Origin of the sequence: Siphonobacter sp. (assembly GCF_048595215.1) — a bacterium.
GTDB lineage: Bacteria > Bacteroidota > Bacteroidia > Cytophagales > Spirosomataceae > Siphonobacter.
The window spans coordinates 1-18,284 of record NZ_JBMDWJ010000195.1; the positions used below are offsets into that span (position 1 = coordinate 1).

General features: G+C 49.1%; 16 protein-coding genes and 1 pseudogene. 13 read left to right on the top strand and 4 right to left on the bottom strand.

Annotated elements, in window-relative coordinates; all coding sequences use genetic code 11:
- Positions 1–909: pseudogene (locus ACOJTG_RS11425) on the bottom strand (rRNA methyltransferase); the annotation flags it as partial.
- A gap of 176 nt (positions 910–1,085) precedes the next feature.
- Between ACOJTG_RS11425 and ACOJTG_RS11430 the strand changes: the two are divergent.
- The 3 genes from ACOJTG_RS11430 (at position 1,086) to ACOJTG_RS11440 (ending at position 3,244) form a co-directional block, all read left to right on the top strand.
- Entirely contained in the window at positions 1,086–1,865 is a 780-nt protein-coding gene (locus ACOJTG_RS11430) for an alpha/beta fold hydrolase (RefSeq protein WP_094808427.1), read from the top strand.
- A 93-nt stretch (positions 1,866–1,958) separates the two neighbouring features.
- Positions 1,959–2,624, top strand: coding sequence for a CBS domain-containing protein (locus tag ACOJTG_RS11435; protein ID WP_104710524.1), 666 nt, complete (start codon positions 1,959–1,961; stop codon positions 2,622–2,624).
- Between the two features lie 116 nt (positions 2,625–2,740).
- Entirely contained in the window at positions 2,741–3,244 is a 504-nt protein-coding gene (locus ACOJTG_RS11440) for a low affinity iron permease family protein (protein WP_420153925.1), read from the top strand.
- Positions 3,245–3,332: 88 nt separating this feature from the next.
- Here the strand turns inward: ACOJTG_RS11440 and ACOJTG_RS11445 are convergent, their stop codons facing one another.
- The gene (locus ACOJTG_RS11445) at positions 3,333–4,583 is read right to left on the bottom strand and encodes a glutamate-5-semialdehyde dehydrogenase (protein ID WP_420153999.1); all 1,251 of its coding nucleotides are present in this window, start codon (positions 4,581–4,583) and stop codon (positions 3,333–3,335) included.
- A gap of 66 nt (positions 4,584–4,649) precedes the next feature.
- Positions 4,650–5,681, bottom strand: coding sequence for a glutamate 5-kinase (gene proB, locus ACOJTG_RS11450; RefSeq protein WP_420153926.1), 1,032 nt, complete (start codon positions 5,679–5,681; stop codon positions 4,650–4,652).
- Positions 5,682–6,024: 343 nt separating this feature from the next.
- Between proB and ACOJTG_RS11455 the strand changes: the two genes are divergently transcribed.
- The 4 genes from ACOJTG_RS11455 (at position 6,025) to ACOJTG_RS11470 (ending at position 10,817) form a co-directional block, all read left to right on the top strand.
- On the top strand, positions 6,025–7,230 hold the full coding sequence (locus ACOJTG_RS11455; protein WP_420153927.1) for an aminotransferase class I/II-fold pyridoxal phosphate-dependent enzyme: 1,206 nt from the start codon (positions 6,025–6,027) through the stop codon (positions 7,228–7,230).
- Positions 7,231–7,350: 120 nt separating this feature from the next.
- Positions 7,351–8,904 (top strand): flavin monoamine oxidase family protein, encoded by a 1,554-nt coding sequence (locus tag ACOJTG_RS11460; RefSeq protein WP_420153928.1) that lies wholly within the window; start codon positions 7,351–7,353, stop codon positions 8,902–8,904.
- A gap of 137 nt (positions 8,905–9,041) precedes the next feature.
- Complete coding sequence (locus ACOJTG_RS11465; RefSeq protein WP_420153929.1) at positions 9,042–9,998, top strand: hypothetical protein; 957 nt, start codon at positions 9,042–9,044, stop codon at positions 9,996–9,998.
- A 114-nt stretch (positions 9,999–10,112) separates the two neighbouring features.
- Complete coding sequence (locus ACOJTG_RS11470; protein WP_420153930.1) at positions 10,113–10,817, top strand: head GIN domain-containing protein; 705 nt, start codon at positions 10,113–10,115, stop codon at positions 10,815–10,817.
- Between the two features lie 80 nt (positions 10,818–10,897).
- Here the strand turns inward: ACOJTG_RS11470 and aat are convergent, their stop codons facing one another.
- Positions 10,898–11,533 (bottom strand): leucyl/phenylalanyl-tRNA--protein transferase, encoded by a 636-nt coding sequence (gene aat / locus ACOJTG_RS11475; RefSeq protein WP_420153931.1) that lies wholly within the window; start codon positions 11,531–11,533, stop codon positions 10,898–10,900.
- A 372-nt stretch (positions 11,534–11,905) separates the two neighbouring features.
- On the opposite strand from aat, the gene ACOJTG_RS11480 reads away from it, so the two are divergent.
- The 6 genes from ACOJTG_RS11480 to argB all read left to right on the top strand — a co-directional run bounded on the left by ACOJTG_RS11480 (position 11,906) and on the right by argB (position 18,232).
- The gene (locus tag ACOJTG_RS11480) at positions 11,906–12,574 is read left to right on the top strand and encodes a GNAT family N-acetyltransferase (RefSeq protein ID WP_094808435.1); all 669 of its coding nucleotides are present in this window, start codon (positions 11,906–11,908) and stop codon (positions 12,572–12,574) included.
- A gap of 180 nt (positions 12,575–12,754) precedes the next feature.
- Entirely contained in the window at positions 12,755–13,957 is a 1,203-nt protein-coding gene (gene argG, locus ACOJTG_RS11485) for an argininosuccinate synthase (protein ID WP_420153932.1), read from the top strand.
- A gap of 113 nt (positions 13,958–14,070) precedes the next feature.
- Positions 14,071–15,027 carry an N-acetyl-gamma-glutamyl-phosphate reductase gene (argC, locus tag ACOJTG_RS11490; protein WP_420153933.1) on the top strand — a complete coding sequence of 319 codons (957 nt, stop codon included), beginning with the start codon at positions 14,071–14,073 and terminating at the stop codon, positions 15,025–15,027.
- Positions 15,028–15,214: 187 nt separating this feature from the next.
- Positions 15,215–16,345, top strand: a complete 1,131-nt coding sequence (locus tag ACOJTG_RS11495) for an aspartate aminotransferase family protein (RefSeq protein WP_420153934.1) — start codon at positions 15,215–15,217, stop codon at positions 16,343–16,345.
- A gap of 92 nt (positions 16,346–16,437) precedes the next feature.
- Entirely contained in the window at positions 16,438–17,382 is a 945-nt protein-coding gene (locus tag ACOJTG_RS11500) for an N-acetylornithine carbamoyltransferase (RefSeq protein ID WP_420153935.1), read from the top strand.
- A gap of 61 nt (positions 17,383–17,443) precedes the next feature.
- Positions 17,444–18,232, top strand: a complete 789-nt coding sequence (gene argB, locus ACOJTG_RS11505) for an acetylglutamate kinase (RefSeq protein WP_420153936.1) — start codon at positions 17,444–17,446, stop codon at positions 18,230–18,232.
- Positions 18,233–18,284: the final 52 nt, after the last annotated feature.

The following is an 18,284-nucleotide window of genomic DNA, read 5'->3' on the forward strand; positions in this document are numbered from 1 at the left end:
CGAAGTATTTCGAAAAGGATAGTCTTCCTGATCTTCCGTTTTCTGAAAGGCCGCAATAAAGAAACCTTCGCCTTCTATCCGGTCGGGCCAGAAACGATAGCCGTAATTTTCCTGTTCCGTACGTACTTCCACAATACCTTCGTACGATTCCGCGAAAGGAATGGAAGTACAAGCAAACGACGATCCCAGCCAGTCGAGTACCTGCTCGTTTTCTTCGCTGGAGTAGGAGCAGGTGGAATAGATCAGTATGCCCCCTTCGCGTAGCGTGGGCCATACGTCGGCCAGAATCCGTTGCTGACGCTGCGAACACAGAGCCACGTTTTCTTCCGACCACTCGGTAATGGCCGCCGCATCTTTGCGAAACAGGCCCGAACCCGAACAGGGGGCATCTACCACGACAATATCAAAGAAACCCGGCAGACGCTGGAAATCACGGGGATCGTTATTGGTAACAAAGGAATGAATGCGACCCCATTTGGTCAGGTTATCGGCCAATACGCCCGAACGGGGCCGGATGACTTCATTCGATACCAGCAGTGAGTCGTCGCTGAGCAAACTGGAAAGGAGTGTACTCTTGCCGCCCGGAGCCGCACACAGGTCGAGTACCCGCAGCGGTTCTTCTTCCATGACCTGCCGGAAGAAGGCTTCCAGAAACATCGAGCTGGCTTCCTGAACGTAATAAGTACCGGCGTGAAACAGGGGATCGAGGGTAAAGATGGGCCGTTCGGGTAAATAAAAACCCAGATCCGTCCAGGGCACAGGCGTAGCCCCAGCGGGAGGGCTTATTTTTTTTACAGGATTAATACGAATTGATACCGGAGCCGGCTTTTCGTGAGCCTCCAGGAATTTTTTTTTATTAAAACCGCTTTCTTCTTGTATAGAGGAAAGCAGGGAATCAGGAAGTTGCATAAGCGAAAAGGGAGAATTTTACCCTAAAATTTAACAAATCTACGATTCAATCTTTTTGTCATTCCCAGACGAATTGGCTATTTTCGATAGAATACGAAAAAAAGCAGTTTCTTCGTTTTGAATCTTTCAAAGAAAAATTGCTTTATTTTGCCTCAACGATTGTCTTAATCCGTGAAATGAACTATTCAATTAAACAAGAAGACGGCTATCAGTTTATCGACGAAGGGCAAGGCGAGATTGTCATGATGCTTCATGGCTTGTTCGGAGCTTTGTCCAACTGGGATGCGGTCATTAATACATTCAGAGATCAGTATCGGGTGATTATTCCGCTGATGCCTGTTTATGAAATGCCCCCGCGGGAAGCCGGTGTGGAAGGATTAACGGCCTTTGTCGAGAAATTCGTACAGGATCGTAAACTGACCGACCTTACGCTAGTAGGCAACTCTCTGGGTGGACATATTGCTTTGTTGTATACCATCAAAAATCCCGAGAATGTGAAGCGGCTGGTGCTGACGGGTAGCTCTGGATTGTTTGAAAATGCAATGGGCGGTAGTTATCCCAAACGCGGCAGTTACGAGTACATCCGCGAGCGGGTTTCCTATACCTTCTACGATCCGAACGTGGCTACGCCCGAGCTGATCGAGGAGTGTTTTGAAATCACGAACAGCATTCCCAAATGTATGAGTATCGTACAGATTGCCAAGTCGGCTCAACGCAACAACGTGGGTAAAGATTTGTCGCAGATTCAAGTACCGACGCTGCTCATCTGGGGATTAAATGATACGATTACGCCTCCGACGGTAGCTCACGAATTTGATCGTTTGATTCCGAACACGGAGCTGTACTTTATCGATAAATGCTGTCACGCTCCGATGATGGAGCACCCGGAAGAATTCAACCAGATTCTGGCCGGATTTTTGAAACGTACCAAGGAACTGGTACTCGTAGAAAATTAATTATTGCTCTCTTCCATCTGTCGACGTATCTAAACGAGTAGCGTATTGAGTAAACCGGACCATCGCATTCACTAGTCAATAACCCATGGCCTTATGCTTGCTGAAGAACTGATTGACCCCTTATTGCCGACATTACGGCCAACGGACACCGTGGGAAAAGCCTTGGATTGGATGCAGGAATTCCGTATACCCCAACTGGCCTTAGCCGAGGGGGAAACGTACGTTGGCATTCTTTCGGAAGAGCGTTTGATGAACGCTGACGAAGAAGATTCACTGGCTGAATTAGAGCCCGAATACGCAACGGTAACCGTACAGCCCTATCAACACTTGTATGACTTGCTACGTACCGCCCAGCTGTATCAGCTCGAGGTATTACCCGTAGTGGATGAAGAACAGCAGTTTACCGGAAGTATTTCGGTGAATGAACTACTTAAGCGGTTTGCCAGTGAACTGGGTACGCAGGAAGAGGGAGCGGTACTGGTGTTGCAAGTGGAAGATCGGGACTACTCCATGAGTGAAGTGAGTCGGCTGATTGAATCGAATGATGTGAAAATAGTGAGTAGTTATTTCCACAGTGGGGATTATGAGACGGATCGTCCGGGTAAGCTGACATTGAAGCTGAATCGCCGCGATATCAAAGCCGTGATTGCTACCTTTGAGCGGTATAATTATGTCATTGATTCGGTTTTTACGACCGAAGCACTCGATACAACGGACCGCGATCGATTGGATCTTTTGCTACGCTATCTGAACATTTAGATAAAAACGAAATTAAAAAAGAGCCTCCTTCCATCGAAGGAGGCTCTTTTGCGTTTAGGCGGCTTATTTTTTTACGAAGCTTATCAAACGAGATCCATTCGAGAGCCCCAAACGTCATGAAAAAGCAATCCCCTTCGCTGAGTCCGCTTCCGCTATCGCACGAGCAAACACCATTTGAAAAATTTTCTTCCTGGGTCACGAAAGCCACGGGTAGCGTGTGGGCTTTTCTAATTGCTCTGGGTGTCGTCCTCGTGTGGGCGATCAGTGGGCCTTTTTTTCAGTACTCCGAAACCTGGCAACTGGTCATTAATACCTCCACCACGATTGTTACGTTTCTGATGGTATTCGTCATCCAGAAAGCACAAAATAAAGATTCAGTATCGATCCAATTGAAACTAAATGAACTCATTGCCGCGACGAAGGGAGCCAGTAACCGCCTGGTAGGGGTAGAAAGCCTGAATCAGGATGAACTCGACGTATTGTGTAAGCACTACGAAACGCTGGCCGATCTGACGCGAAAAGCCAGTGACTTACGCAAATCACACTCGATCGAAGAGGCGTATAAAGATACCCGGGATAAACTGCAGGAGGAAGAAGGCTCCAATCTGGATGCTCTCTGATACCCAAGTCAAAAAATATAACCTTTGTCTGAAAAACGGAACGCGGCGACTGGTCATAACCAGCCGCCGCGTTTGTCAGAAGCAGATATTACCAGCGAACTTGGCCAGTGCCTTCAATAATCCATTTTTCGGTAACCAGTTTTTCCAGGGCAAAGGGCCCACGAGCGTGCAGCTTCTGCGTACTGATGCCAATTTCAGCTCCCAATCCAAATTCACCGCCATCGGTAAAGCGGGTAGAGGCGTTGGCGTATACGGCGGCGGCATCTACTTCTTCCAGAAAACGGCGGCAGACGTCCGGGTTTCCCGAAACAATGGCCTCCGAGTGACGCGACGAGTACGTGCGAATGTGTTCCAGGGCTTCATCCAGCCCCGTCACTACTTTGATGGTAATTTTATAATCGAGCCATTCTTTACCAAAATCTTCGTCCTGAGCGTGGTACAGTTGCGGATACCCGGTTTTTTCCAGCACGTAATACGCAGCCGGGTCAGCGTAGATCTCCACATTCCATTTTTCAAAATCCTGACAAAGCATCGGTAAGAAGGCCGAAGCAATGCCCTGATCGACGAGTAAACCATCGAGCGAGTTGCAAACCGACGGTCGGGATACGCGGGCGTTTACGACAATGTCGCGGGCCTTTTCCAGATCGGCTTCCTCATGCACATAGGTATGAACGACACCCGCTCCGGTTTCGATGGTTGGTACCAGCGAGTGCTGACGGACAAACTGAATGAGTTGCTCCGAACCCCGCGGAATGATGATGTCCACGTAACGGGTGGCCGTCAGCAGTTCTTTCATCAGTTCGCGATCGGTGGGTAATAGCGTAATGATTTCAACCGGAACGCCTTGTTCCTGTAATACCTGGTGGACCAGACCTACCAAATACTGGTTCGTATGCCAGGCATCGCTGCCTCCGCGAAGGACAACGGCATTCCCCGAACGCAAGCAAAGAGCGGTTACATCGATCGTTACGTTGGGCCGGGATTCGTAGATAACCCCCACGACGCCCATCGGTACCGCGATTTTCTTGAGGTGCAGCCCGTTGGGTAAGGTACGTTCCAGTAAAATCTGATTCGTTGGATCGGTTAGCTGGGCTACATCCCGTACGCTTTGAGCCAGATTTTCGATTCTTTTTTCCGTCAGTAGCAACCGATCCCATTTGGGGTCGCTTTGCGGCATTCGTTCGAGGTCCTTTTGATTCTCGGCTTGAATGGCAGCCGTATGAGCAAGCAGAACCTCCGCCAGCCGATAGAGCAGAGCCGCCTTCTGAGCGTCCGTCAGTCGACGCAGGGCCGGAGCCGCCGCGTGCGTAGCCGCCAGTTGAGGAACGATGGAAAGAATTTCGGAATCCGAAGCAGACATATCGCAAAAAAGGATTTAAGGCGTAGGAATCAGCAAACGGATTCCTTACAGTAAAACAATATCGTCAGCGTGAGCGACTTCAAAATTCTGGGTTTTCAGGTTTTCTGCCACAACCCGCGAAGATTCCCGGGCTTTAGCTACGGCAATTACCTGAGCCGCTTCATCCCGGATTTCAATGACCTCGCCGCGATCAAACTCTCCCGTAACCTCCTGAATACCCACGGCCAATAAACTCCGTCGATCGCGTAGAGCTTTAACGGCTCCGGCGTCAATGCATAGCTGCCCGGCGATGAGACTACCGGTACCCAACCACTTATGGCGGGCTTTCAGAGATACCTTTTCGGGGGTGAAAACGGTACCCGTTTCTTCCTTCAGAGCGTTGAGAATACCTTCCGGCGTATGGATGCCAAAAATGACTACCCGGATACCCATGCGTACGGCCCGTTTGGCGAAGCTGAGTTTGGAAACCATACCGCCCAGACCAACGGCCGTTTTGGAAGTATCCGCCAGTCCCAGTATACTTTCATCAATGTGTTCGACCCGAGGAACAATGGCTCCGTCGTGATCAAGCAAGCCCCCTACGGATGTACTGAACAGCAGCGTATCGGCTCCGAGTCCAGCGGCGAGTAACGTCGCCAGCTCGTCGTTATCCGAGAACTTTAGCTCTAAGTCCGATACTACGTCGTTTTCATTGGCGACCGGAATGACGCCGTTTTCCCAAAGGGTCTCGTAGGTTTGCTTGAGTTGCAGAAACTGCGAGCGATTGGCAAAGTGGCTTCGTTCGCACAGACTTTGGGCGACCGGAATCCCGAAGGCACCAAAGTATTTCGTATACAAACCCAGCAGGAGGGGATTGCCAATGGCGGCTGCCGCTTTACGTTGCGAGAGGTCACCCCGATAATTCTGCAGATAGGCTTTACCGGCACCTACCGCTCCCGAAGAAACCAGTACAATCCGATACTGATCGTGGAGCTGAGCGGCCTGACGGGCAATTTCCAGAATTGTGGCCTCATTGATCTCACCGTTTACTTTGGTGAGACTGGCCGTACCAAATTTAATGACTAAGATAGGCTTCATACTGACGGCAAAGGTAGGGATTTGGTACTCAATCTGGTTACTATGTCTATTTTGTAGATTTTCTGGTTTTAAGGTTTTAAAAATGACTTTTATAGACTTATTTTTATTAAATTAAAGAATAATAGGTTTGTATAATGGCTGTTTTGGTCGACAAAAATTATAAATTTAGAAAAATAGATAGTATGGGCTAGTTGCATACTTCCCAAAGAATAATTAATTTTATGCCCAGAAAGGGAAAATTTTTTTCATTAAAATAGAAGCATGGTAAAATTTTCTACTACTTCTTTCTAAAGTCCCATTCAGGTCGCTCGCATACCACAAAACCATCAAACGCTTACGAAAGATGAATCGTCGTAACTGGCTCAAAAACTCCGCTGCCATGACGGTAGGAGCAACCGCATTACCCGCTCTTCTGCAAAAGGCTTATGCAGATCCGGCAGCCCGGAATGAATTGTACATGGATTTGTCGCACGAATTTCGGGCGGCCATGCTAGCAGACTCCATGCCGCCAGCAGCGGTGAAAGCCCGTCTGAGTGCTAACGAAAATCCCTGGGGACTTTCGGCAAAAACCAAAACGGCCGTCAATAGCTCCCTAACCGAGGCCAACCGGTATGCGATGCGAGCTACGATGGACTTATACAAAGCGATTTCTGAGAAGGATGGTATTCCGATGCCCCAAAGTCCGGCCGGTGGCGGCGGTTGGGGTGGAGCGTCCAAAAGCTATATTAAACTGGGCTGTGGTTCAACGGAATTGCTGAATGCCAGCTTGATGCACTTTGCTCAGAAGGGTACGATCATGGTGGGCGATCCCTGCTACATCTCGAGTAATGACGAGCGTTACCCCATGGAAAAGGTGAAACTCACGGCGGATTATCAGTACGACCTGGATGCAATGGCGAAGAAAATTGATCCCGCTAAACACAGCCTAGTCTACATCTGTAATCCCAATAACCCGACGGGCAATTTGCTGCCCCCGGATAAGCTCCGGAAATTCATTGACGAGGTTTCACCAAAAGTTACCGTACTGGTGGATGAAGCTTACATCGATTACGCCACCAATCCGAAAACGGATTGTATGGTCGATAAAATCAAGGAGGGCAAAAACGTAATCGTACTACGGACGCTCTCTAAACTGTATGCGTTTGCGGGGATGCGTTTGGGATACGCTCTGGGTAAACCCGAACTGTTGCAGGATATTTCCAAGTATACGATGAACGGCTTTGGCCTGACACTGCCTACCATTATGGGAGCTATGGCCGCTTTCTCGGATGCTGAGAATACGAAAATGGTACTCGACAAAACGAATGAATCGAAAAAGTATACGGCTGATTTCCTGACGAAAGCCGGCTACAAGGTCATTCCTTCGTACGCCAACTTTATGCTCTTCCCAGTCAATATGAAGGGTACGGAACTGACCGGAAAACTCATGCAGGAAGGCGTAATGGTACGAAACTGGTTCTTCGATGGACAGCACTGGTGCCGGGTTTCGATCGGAACCATGGATGAAATGAAAGCCTTTACGGATTCATTTACTAAAGTAGTGTCCTGATCCTGGTAGGGACTTATCGCCCGGTACGTTTAAACGATTAAATCAACGCAAACGCTGATTTTGATCATGGGCTGCGTACCGGGCGGATACTATTTTCAAGTCCTAACCTTTCTTTCCCCTATGACCAGAAGAAATTTTATTGAAAAGTCGGGTAATAGTTACCTGGCGATGATGGCTTTGGGTTTTTTTCCAGAAGCCCCAGCCAAGAACTTTGACTTAGCCCGCAATGAAAAGCCGAACGGTAAAAAAGTTATTATCCTCGGAGCCGGACTGGCTGGACTCGCTTCTGCCTACGAACTGGGTAAGCTGGGCTACGACTGCGTAGTACTGGAAGCCCGCGAACGGGTAGGGGGCCGAATCTGGACGATCCGGAAAGGAACCACCGAGACTGAACTAGGGGGTGAAAAACAAACCTGCCAGTTCGACGAAGGGTACTACCTCAATGCTGGAGCAGCCCGCATTCCTCACCATCACCACCTTACGGTTCAATATTGCCGGGAACTGAAGATACCCGTTGAAATCTTCGGTAATCTCAACGAAGCCGGGTTCCAGTATTCGGAGAGTAACCGTGGGGCTCTGGCCAACAAACGAGTACGAGCCCGCGAAATTCACGCGGATATGCGGGGCTACCTGACGGAACTGGTGGCGAAAGCCATCGACCAACAGGCACTGGATTTAGAAATGTCAAAAGAAGATGTAGATCGCTACGTGGCCTGGCTACGGGAAGAGGGCGATCTGGACATCAACAAAAAATATAAAGGCTCCGAGCGACACGGCTATGAGGTGGCTCCGGGAGCGGGTATGCGGGGAGGAACCATCGCTAAACCCTATGCTTTGAAAGACATCGTGGAATCGGGGCTTACGCATCCGGCTTTTGCGAATGTCGGCGAATACACGTTCAACCAGCAACCGGTGTTACTGCAACCCGTTGGCGGGATGGATATGATTCCAAAAGCTTTCGAAAAAGTGGTGGGTGATAAGGTGAAACGATCCTGTGAAATTCAGGAAATCCGGAAGACGAACCCCGGCGTACGGATTGTGTATCTCGACAAGAAGACGGGCCAGAAACACGAAGTAAAAGGCGACTACTGTATTTGTACTTTACCCTTGCCCATCTTGAAGGGCATTCCTTCGGATCTTTCCGGAGAGGTACAGCGAGTGGCGGATTTTGTTCCGTACATGGAAACCTGTAAAATCGGCATGCAATTCAAGCGGCGTTTTTGGGAAGAAGACGACCAGATCTTTGGGGGTATTACGAAAACCAACATGGAGATTACGCAAATTTTCTACCCCGCACACGGTATGCTGGGACCGAAAGGCGTACTGAAAGGCATGTACAACTTCCACGGACTAGCCAAGAAAGTAGGCGAGCTTTCCCTTGCAGATCGCCAAAAACTGGCTTTCGAGCAAGGTTCCCGGATTCACCCACAGTACAAGGATGAGTTTGAAAATGCGTTCTCGCTAGCCTGGCATAAGATTCCATACTCCAAAGGAGGCTGGGGCATTTATTCGGATGCGGCCCGGCAACGCCTGTACGCTACGATGACTAAAAACGACGACGATATTTACTTTGCTGGTGAGCACGCTAGTAACCTGCCCGCCTGGATGGCCGGAGCTTTCGAATCCGCCCGCTACGCCGTAGAACTATTACACAAACGGGTATCGGCGGGGTGAGGTGTGTCGGTTCGTAGTTAATCGTTTTTGGTCGCTAGCTAAGTATAAAGTATACATACAGGCTACCTATTGGAAACGATTGACTGATAACGGAAAACTGACAACAGAAAACTGGACACTGAAAACTAAATTTCCCTATGAAGAAATTATTCCTGACTTTAGGATTAGCTGCTCTGGTAGCTACGGGTAGCTGGGCCCAGGATTCCGAGAAACGTCCCATTACGGCTGCTGAATATGAAGCTGCTAAAAAAATAGCAGTAAAAAACCTCGAAAAGGACACGTACGTGAAAGCGGGTAGTTTTATTCTTGACCGTTCGGGTGATCCTTTCGTCTTCAAGTTTTCGGACGGTACAGAGCGTCGGGTATACCTGTACAAACTTTTTGAAACGGAGAAAATGTCCGAACTGGGCATGTACGCGATTTACACGACGCCCAAAGATGGTAAACTGAAAGCCTTTCCGTTACCCAGTCCGGATGCTCCGGGTGAAGTATGGGGCAAATACATCGACGACCTGAAGTACGGCGAAGAAGCCATGAAGGGCCTGTCTTCCTGTATCGCTTTTGCCCTGACAAAATCAGGGGTAGGCGGGGCTCCAGCCGCCGCTCAGGAAGGCGAAAAAATCGAGTATTGTTTCCCAGCGGATGCCTTGGTAACTCTGGCTAACGGTACCACAAAAGCTATTGCTTCGATTACAGCGGGCGACCAGATTCAGAGCTTCAATGCCAACACAAAAGTACTGGAAACGGCTACGGTAGAGAAACTGGATATTCATGCTAATCAGTCTTTTGCCCTGACCCGTCTGACCTTGATGGATCCGGCGGCTAAACTGACGGCCTCTCAATCTACGCAGTGGGAATCGGTGAGTCTGGAAGCAACGGCCAATCACCCCGTACTGACGACCAGCGGCGTTAAACGCATGAGCGAAGTGAACGTGGGCGATACGCTCTATCACCGTGATGCTCAGACCAACGTGCTCAAACCCTACGATGTATTCCTGACGCAATCGGCCATTCGTTCGGTGAATAACGTATACAACGTCAAGACTGATAAAGCTACGTACGTGGTAAACGGCACCGTAGTGATGGTCAAATAAGTAAACAACTCCCTTAACCAAAACTTGAACCAGCCCCTGCTTTCTAAAAGTGGGGGCTTTTTTGTGCAACGTTTTGCGAACTTCATGCATCCTTTACTAAAACGAACGCTACTAATGAAGAGATTTACTTTACTCACCAGTATGGCCGCTTTGGCCTTTTCATATCAGATACAAGCCCAAAACTGGCAGAAAACCCGTCCCGCAAGCGGATTTAATGGCATTCAGGTAAGTCACGGTATTGATTTATACCTTACCCAAAGCTCCGCTGAAAGTCTGCGTCTGGAAGCGAAAGGCGTGGAAGAAGATGAAGTGGTCTCTGAAGTGAAAGAGGGCGTACTGGTTTTGCGAATCAATCGGGAGTCAGGCATGGGCAACTGGGGTAAAAACCGCTCGGTAAAGGCGTATGTATCCTTTAAAACGCTCGAAAAATTACGGGCGGGCGGCGGCTCAGACGTGTACACGCAGGGGACACTGAACGTGGGAGATTTATCTGTAGATCTGGGCGGTGGATCGGATGCTCGTATGGATGTGAAAGCCAATCGTTTTTCGATTTCAGCGGGCGGCGGTTCCGACGCCGATTTATCTGGCAGTGCTCAGGTATTTGACGTCTCGGCCAGCGGTGGGTCTGACGTCAAGGCTACTGGATTTAAAGCTGACGTCGTACGCGTAAAAGCCTCCGGAGGCTCGGATGCTCACGTATACGCCACCAAAGAGATTTCGGCAGAAGCGAGTGGGGGGAGTGATATTTACTACGCGGGTGGAGCGAAAACCGTATCCGTTCGAAAATCGGGTGGTAGTGACGTGACCCGGCGGGATTAATAAAAAGAAGAGGATTGGACTCAAGCTCAGCCGTAACAGTCGTTTAAAAGAAAACCCCGCCTGATACGCGGGGTTTTCTTTTAAGAAATATTCGTGCGAAACGAAGGAATGAAAGGTGTAGGAGCATTATCACTAAATCGGCAACGCTGATCCAACGCAATTCGCAGACGGAACATGTACTCCGCCCGCGGAATTTCAATCGCTCCGTACCGCTTCACATTGTCATTGATAAACTGCGTATCGAGCAAGTAGTACTGACGTTCGCGTAAGCGTTCGATCAGGTAATGAAAGGCTACTTTCGACGCATTAGGAACGTTGTAGAACATCGATTCTCCAAAAAACGCCCCGCCAATCGACACGCCGTACAAGCCCCCGGCCAGTTCATTATCCACGTACGCTTCGACGGAGTGAGCAAAACCCAGGCGATGGAGATCGGTATAGGCCTGAATGATTTCTTCGGAAATCCAGGTGCCTTCTCCATCCGCCCGCGTACGGGCACAGCCCCGCATGACGCCTTCAAAATCCGAATTGATCCGAATGGAAAAGGTATTTTTATTCAGAATGGGTCGTAAGGACTTGGCGGGTTTGTACGTATCAATAGGAATAATGGCCCGCGGCTCCGGTGAATACCAATACAGGGTTCCATCCGTGTCCGCCATCGGGAAAATACCATTCATGTAACCGTAGATAAGATCCTCTGCTGTCAGATTCGTCATATCCGATCTATAAAAAATTTAACCCATGTACCGAACTACTCCGGCCTAACCAGCGGTTATAGGGAAAATAAATAAAAAATTGATAACATTCGTGTGAAGTAATTAGTTTTTTCTAAACTTTGCATCGTTTTTAAGAAACATCTCTTCAAAGAAAATGAAATCACAGGCCATCATCGAGCCTTTTTTTGCTACCCAGCCACCGCGGCGGCCATTCTTCAGGCCGGAACGACGGAGGCCGGTACGCCTGTGATTTTTTGGCCGTCCGGCACACTATTTTCTTCCAGTATTGGTTGTATGAGTCGTTAAGCAAGGCTGTCTGACAAACAGTCAGTGTACTTTCATTCAACACGAGTTTCCTGTTTAAGTAATCAAATGAACGAATATAAAGTCCAGGTTGCCTCGAAAGAGCATCTGTACCTAGCTGAAGAAATTTGCTGGCACATGGAAGAAAGTGCCAAGCAACGCGGTACTGGTATTGCGAAGCGGTCGCCTGAGTACCTCCGCCGCAAGATGGAGGAAGGAAAAGCCATTGTTGCCATGACCCGTAAGGGCGAATGGGTGGGTTTCTGCTACATCGAAACCTGGGATCACGGCAAATTTGTGGCTAACTCAGGATTAATCGTCCATCCCGATCACCGCAAAAGCGGCATCGCGAAAATGATCAAGGAAAAAGCCTTCGAACTTTCGCGTACCAAGTACCCCAACGCCCGGATTATTGGTATTACCACGAGTCTGGCCGTGATGAAGATCAATTCAGAGCTAGGTTACAAACCGACTACCTTCAGCGAATTACCCGTAGATGAGGCCTTCTGGAAAGGCTGTTCTTCCTGCGTGAATTTTGACGTGCTCAGCCGTACGGGTCGTAAGCATTGCCTTTGCACGGGCATGATGTTCGATCCTTCCTGGGAAAAAGAAAAAGAGAAAAAGACGAAGTGGAATTTCCTGAAAAATGCGAAAATCTACGAGCGTTGGAATAAGATTAAACAACGGCTGCTGTTGAGGCATCACGAAAAAGAAGAAATAGAGGAGCCCGTTCTCTAGGATTTATTGACGGTTACTGGGTAACTGTTCTTCGTTCGTTATAATTTTGGCGGGTGGGAAGCAATTCCTTCCCGCTTTTTTTAAGTGTCTTTCGGATGGAAATTGACGCTCAATTTCTGCCCTTTCCATAACCAGGAACGCGGAATTCAGTTCTGCAATCCACTGTCTACATTCAAAAAAATGAGTAAACCCAAAGTTGTATTGGCGTATAGTGGTGGTCTGGACACCTCTTTCTGTGTAAAATACCTATCGGATGATCAGGGATATGAAGTGCACTCTGTACTGGTAGATACGGGTGGCTTTACGATGTCGGAACTCCAGACCGTAGAACGGAACGCCTATGAATTAGGGGTAGCCAGTCACGCTACACTCGACGTAGTGAACGACTATTACGACAACTGTCTGAAGTATCTGGTATTCGGAAACGTACTGAAAAACAATACGTATCCTCTGTCGGTAAGTGCCGAGCGGGTATTTCAGGCCCTGGCCGTAGCCGAATACGCCAAGCAAATTGGAGCGAAAGCAGTTGCTCACGGCAGCACCGGAGCCGGAAACGATCAGGTTCGCTTTGATATGGTATTCCGGATTGTGGTACCGGACGTGGAAATTATCACGCCCATTCGCGACCTGCGACTGAGCCGTGAGGCAGAAATTGAATATCTGAAAGAAAAAGGCGTACAACGCGACTGGACCAAGTCCGCGTATTCCATCAATAAAGGGTTGTGGGGAACGTCAGTAGGCGGCAAGGAAACGCTGACCTCCGACGGATTTTTACCCGAAGAAGCCTGGCCGACGCAATTGCAGCGGCAGGATACGGAATCCCTGACGCTGGATTTTGTACACGGTGAACTGAAAGGCGTGAATGGCGAAACGTTTGAAAATCCGGTGGATGCTATTCGGAAATTACAGGAAGTAGCCGCTCCCTTCGCCGTAGGTCGGGATATCCACGTGGGTGATACAATCATCGGAATCAAGGGTCGGGTTGGTTTTGAAGCCGCCGCTCCCCTGATTATCATCAAAGCTCACCACGCTTTGGAAAAACACGTACTGACCGAGCAGCAGATCTATTTCAAGGAAATGCTTTCGGGTAACTACGGAACTCTCTTGCACAAAGGTCAATTCCTGGAGCCAGCCATGCGGGATCTGGAAACCTTCCTGCAAAGCACGCAGGAGCACGTAACGGGTCAGGTGAACGTTCAGTTGCAGCCGTACCGCTTCTTCGTAACGGGTATCGAGTCGCCCTATGATCTGATGAGCAATGTCTTCGGCAGCTACGGTGAGATGAACAATGCCTGGAGTGGCGATGACGTACGTGGCTTCTCGAAAATTGCCTCGAATCAGACCATGATTCACCGTAAAATCACTGAATTGAACGATAAATAAGGTGGATGGTTGGTTGTTGTAAGTTGTTGGTAGAAGCCAGTTTACGAGAAACGGAGAACCGCAAACCAACAACTGAAAACTAGCAACAATCAACTACTACCGAACCACTATTCATGAAGATTGGCATTATTGGAGCGGCTGGTTATACGGGGGGCGAATTGCTTCGCATTTTGATTCATCACCCCGAGGCAACCATTGCTTACGCTCATTCAAATAGTCAGGCGGGCAAACCCGTAGCGTCTACGCACACGGATTTGTTCGGCGACACGGATTTAACGTTTGCCGAACACTTTCATACGGATGTAGACGTCGTATTCCTGTGTTCGGGACACGGCGAGTCGAAGAAGTTTTTGGCGGCGAATCCCGATTTCGAAAACGTACGGATCATTGATTTGAGTACGGATTTCCGGGACGAGTCCAACGGCTTCGTATACGGCCTGCCCGAACTGCAACGCGACGCGATCCGTCAGGCTCGGAAGATCGCTAATCCGGGTTGCTTTGCGACCAGTATCGAATTGGCCTTGTTGCCGCTGGCCCAGGCTGGTTTACTGAAGGACGAGGTGCACGTATCCGCCGTAACGGGCAGTACGGGAGCCGGACAGTCGCTCAGTGCGACGAGTCACTTTAGCTGGCGGAATAACAACATGAGTATCTACAAAGCCTTTACGCACCAGCACCTGACTGAAATCGGGATGGTACTGCGAAAGGGACAGGCTGATTTCACGCATAAAATCAACTTTATTCCGTACCGGGGTAACTTCACGCGGGGTATTATGGCGAATGTGTATACGGATTTTGCGGGTACGCTGGAAGAGGCAACAAAGCTCTATACCGATTACTACGCCACGCATCCCTTTACGCACGTGAGTCCGGCGAGTATCGACGTGAAGCAGGTGGTAAATACCAACAAAGGTCTTGTACATCTGGAAGTACACGAAGGTCAATTACTGATCACCAGTATCATCGATAACCTGACGAAAGGAGCCTCCGGTCAGGCCGTACAAAATATGAATCTGATGTTCGGACTGGATGAAAAAGCTGGTCTGAATCTGAAATCAGTCGGTTTCTAAGGAGTTTGAAAGTGTTTGAAGTTTGAGGAGATTTTGGGTTTCAAGAGTTTGAGCTTTGAATACGTATAAAGTTTGAATAAGGGCAAGGTTTAGATACAGATCAGTGTCCTGTTTGAAACGTTCTTAAACTTTAAACCTGCTCAAACCTCAAACTTTCTAAGACTTGGAACCATAAAAATAACAAAGCATGAATCCATTTAATGTTTACCCGCTCTATGACATCGAGCCTGTGAAAGCTCAGGGTAGTTATTTGTGGGATAAAAAAGGGGATCAGTACCTGGATTTGTACGGCGGTCACGCAGTCATCTCGGTGGGTCATTCACATCCGTATTACGTGGAAGCCCTGACGCATCAGCTTTCACAAATTGGTTTTTACTCCAATTCCGTACAAATTCCCTTACAGAAGGAATTAGGCGAGAAGCTAGGGGCTCTTTCCGGTTATCCGGACTATTCTTTGTTTCTGGTAAATTCGGGGGCTGAGGCCAACGAAAACGCCCTAAAACTGGCCTCTTTCTACAATGGACGTAAGAAAGTGATCGCCTTCAAAGCGGCTTTCCACGGTCGTACGTCCGGAGCCGTAGCGGTTACAGATAACCCTTCCATTGTAGCTCCCATCAACGATAATTCACACGTCACATTCATTCCCTTCAACGACGTGGAGGCTTTGAAAGCCAACATGAGCGAAGAAATCTGTGCGGTAATTGTGGAAGGCATTCAGGGCGTCGGTGGTATTCAAGTGACTTCTACGGAGTTTCTGCAGGCCGCTCGCCAGTTGTGCGATCAGTTTGGCTCTGTACTTATCTTGGATTCCGTACAGTGCGGATATGGACGGACGGGTAAGTTCTTCTCGCACCAGTTCACGGGCGTAGAACCCGATCTGATTACTACGGCGAAAGGAATGGGTAACGGCTTCCCGATTGGCAGCGTATTGATTTCACCCAAATTCCACGCCAAATTCGGCATGTTGGGTACGACCTTCGGAGGAAATCACCTGGCTTGTGCGGCAGCGGTTGCGGTTCTCGACATTATGAAAAACGAGAACCTGATCGAAAACGCTGAAAAGCAGGGAGCCTACCTGTTTGAGCAACTCAAAGGCATCAGCGGCATTAAGGAACTACGCGGTCGCGGTTTAATGATCGGTATCGAATTTGAACAGCCCGTCGATAAAATCCGAGATACCCTCTTGTTCGAACATAAAATTTTCTGTGGCTACGCGGGCAAGCATACCCTGCGTTTGCTGCCGAGTCTGGCCATCGGTCAGGCCGAAAGCGATCAATTCCTGGAAGCACTCGATCAAGTATTGGCGGTAAACGCTTAGCTAGTTTACAATTTTCGGTTGACCGTTTTCAGTCTTCTGAAACGTTTAGCTGAAAACTGTAGACAGCCAACTGAAAACTGTAAACTCAACCAATGAAACAATTTCTTTCCGTTCATGATGTTCCTGACCTGCCGGGATTAGTGCAGGAAGCTCTTTGGCTGAAACAGAACCCCTATGCCGACGAAAACCTAGGACGGCATAAAACGCTGGGCTTACTATTCTTTAACGCCAGTCTTCGCACCCGGCTGAGTACGCAAAAAGCGGCCGAAAATCTGGGTATGAAAGTGATGGTAATGAACGTTACCACGGATTCCTGGGGTCTGGAATTTGAAGATGGAGCGATCATGAACGGAAATAAGGCCGAACACGTCAAGGAAGCGGCCGCTGTGGTAGGGCAGTACTGCGACATCATTGGCGTACGGAGTTTTCCTTCGTTGACCGATCGGGAGAAGGATTACCAGGAGCAGGTCATCAAGCAATTTGTCAAGTACGCCGGAGTACCGATTCTGAGTCTGGAATCGGCGACGCGGCACCCGCTACAATCCTTCACGGATTTGATTACGATCGAGGAAACGAAAATGGTGGCTCGTCCGAAAGTAGTACTGACCTGGGCTCCGCACGTGAAGGCACTGCCCCAGGCCGTACCCAACTCTTTTGCCGAGTGGATGAATGCTGCCGACGTGGATTTTGTCATTACGCATCCCGAAGGTTACGCTCTGGCTCCCGAGTTTTCGGGGAATGTCCGCGTGACGCATAACCAACGCGAAGCTTTCGAGGGAGCTGATTTCATCTACGCGAAAAACTGGTCTTCGTACGAAACCTACGGACAGATCATCAATAGCGACCCGGCCTGGATGATTACGCAGGAAAAAATGGGACTAACCAATCAGGCCAAGTTCATGCACTGCTTGCCCGTTCGCCGGAATCTGGTGGTCGAAGACGCCGTACTGGATTCGGCCAATTCAATTGTTATTCAGGAAGCTGGAAATCGCGTGTGGGCTGCTCAGGCCGTACTTAAGCGAATGTTACAAGCTTAATCATAGACGGAAGGGTATGCGGGCAAAAACCTGTATACCCTTTTTCTTTACTCGAACCTTCATGCTCACGGTTATTAAAATTGGTGGAAACGTGGTCGATAACCCGACTCTCCGCCAGCAGTTTTTAGTGGATTTTGCGGCCTTGCCCTTACCTAAGATTCTGGTACATGGGGGCGGGAAAATTGCTACACAGGTGGCAGTCAAACTGGATGTGGAAACGGTGATGGTGGAAGGTCGCCGCGTGACCGATGCCGCCATGCTGGATGTCGTCACGATGGTATACGGGGGACTCGTCAACAAGCAACTCGTCGCCCAGCTACAGGCTCTCGATTGTAACGCTCTGGGACTAACCGGAGCCGATGGCGGCATTATTCGATCGAAAAAACGGACGGGCTGGAATGTCGATTACGGTTTTGTAGGTGACATCGAGTCCGTGAATGAGGAGCAGATCAAGCGTTTTCTGGAAGTAGGGCTGGTTCCCGTTTTCGCTCCGCTGACCTTTGATCCGGCTCTGGCTTCCATGCTCAATACCAACGCCGATACCCAGGCTCAGGCCGTTGCGGTAGCGTTAGCGAAGCATTTTGAAGTTAATTTAGTATATTGTTTCGAAAAAAAAGGCGTACTGACTAATCCTGAAGACGATACGACCGTCATATCCGAGCTGTATCCAAGTACTTACGCCGAGCACAAAGCCTCCGGAGCCATTTACGCCGGGATGATTCCGAAGCTGGATAATGCCTTCAAGGCCCTTCACGATGGCGTTAAACAGGTTACCATCTGTCACGCCACCGATCTTCGACAGGCCGTTAGCGAAGGCACCGCCGGTACCCGGATCCGACTTACAGAATAGAAGCTATTCCGCCCGAATGGTCTGTTTAAATCACCGCAATTGGTAATAACAC